This is a genomic window from Kitasatospora sp. NPDC057198 (assembly GCF_042670125.1).
Taxonomy (GTDB): domain Bacteria; phylum Actinomycetota; class Actinomycetes; order Streptomycetales; family Streptomycetaceae; genus Kitasatospora.
This window is the reverse complement of sequence record NZ_JBHUWH010000864.1, coordinates 1-1,408: the sequence shown is the minus strand read 5'-3', so window position 1 is coordinate 1,408 and position 1,408 is coordinate 1. Positions and strand designations below refer to the sequence as shown.

The window sequence follows — 1,408 nt, the reverse complement described above, 5'->3', positions numbered from 1 at the left end:
GGTGCGTTCCCGTGACGGCCCATCAGGAAGACTGCACGGAACGACTGCACGGAACGACTGCTCGGGACGACTGCTCAGGACGGAGAACGGCGCATGGTGTGGATCGCGGGCGCGGGCGGGGTGGGCCGGGAGGCGCTGGACGTGGCGCTCGCCGCGGGCGTGGCGGTGTCCGGCTTCCTGGACGACCGGCTGGCCGGGGGCGGGGTGCGCGGCCTGCCCGTCCGCAAACCCGCCGAACTGCCGGACGGGGCAACCTACTTGATCGGCATCGCCGACCCGGCCGTGCGGGCCCGGCTGGCCGCGCTGCTGGACGCGGCGGGCGGCCGCCCCGTCACCCTGGTGCACCCCCGGGCGATCATCGCACCGGAGACCGAACTCGCCCCCGGCTGCCTGGTGATGGGCGGCGCGCACATCTCCAGCAGCGTCCGGCTCGGCCCGCACAGCCAGGTGCACTACAACGCCACCGTCGGCCACGACAGCGTCCTCGGCGCCCGCGTCACCGTCTACCCCGGCGCGAACGTCTCCGGCGCCGTCCACTTGGAGGACGACAGCACCGTCGGCTCCGGCGCCGTGGTCCTCCAGGGTCGCACCGTAGGCCGCGCCGCCTTCGTCGGCGCCGCCGCCACCGTCACCCGCGACGTCCCCCCCACCACCACCGTCATCGGCACCCCCGCCCGCCCCCTGCCCCACTGACCCCCAGCCAAGAAGACCACCCCCGCCCAGCCGCGCGCAGCACACGGGCTTCCCGCCCCGCCCCCTCCGCCGGAGGACCCCGCCCCGCCCAGGCCGCGCGCAGCGCATAGGCTTCCCGCCCCGCCCCCTCGCCGGGAGGCGACGCCCATCCGTCCACACCCCCTCCCCACACCTACCCTGCCCAGGCCGCGCGCAGCGCATAGGCTCCGGGCCTGGGAATTCCTGCGTTTCTCGCGGAACTGCGCGAGGTGGTCGGCCGGCGGCCGCTGTGGTTGTCCGGGGTGTCGGCGGTGGTCGTGGACGAGGACGGGCGGGTGTTGCTCGGGCGGCGGGTGGACAACGGCAGGTGGGCGCTGATCGGCGGCATCATCGACCCCGGCGAGCAGCCCGCGGACACCGTGGTGCGCGAGTGCCTGGAGGAGACCGGTGTGACGGTGCTGCCCGAGCGGCTGGTCGCGGTGGGCGTCTCCCCGATGATCGAGTACCCGAACGGGGACCGCAGCCAGTACCTCGACCTGGTCTTCCGCTGCCGTCCGCTGTCCGGTGAGGCCCGGGTCAACGACGACGAGTCGCTGGAGGTCGGCTGGTTCCACCCGGACGCGCTGCCCGACATCGGGGACCGGGCCCGCGGGCACGTCGCCCACGCGCTGGCCGGAAAGGACGCGGCGCACTTCGAGCTGACCGAGCTTCGGGGCGAGCTCCAGTGAGACGGGGG

At 75.0% G+C, this 1,408-nt stretch carries 2 protein-coding genes; both read left to right on the top strand.

Annotation, left to right across the window (positions count from 1 at the left end; translation table 11 throughout):
- The first annotated feature begins 93 nt into the window (after positions 1–93).
- Complete coding sequence (locus ACFUEL_RS39715; RefSeq protein WP_380243097.1) at positions 94–693, top strand: NeuD/PglB/VioB family sugar acetyltransferase; 600 nt, start codon at positions 94–96, stop codon at positions 691–693.
- 212 nt (positions 694–905) lie between these two features.
- Positions 906–1,400, top strand: coding sequence for an NUDIX domain-containing protein (locus ACFUEL_RS39710; RefSeq protein WP_380243099.1), 495 nt, complete (start codon positions 906–908; stop codon positions 1,398–1,400).
- Positions 1,401–1,408 lie beyond the last annotated feature (8 nt).

Excerpts from the sequence above, each read along its gene's own strand:
- ACFUEL_RS39715 (WP_380243097.1), top strand. The coding sequence starts at position 94 with ATGGTGTGGATCGCGGGCGCGGGCGGGGTGGGCCGGGAGGCGCTGGAC.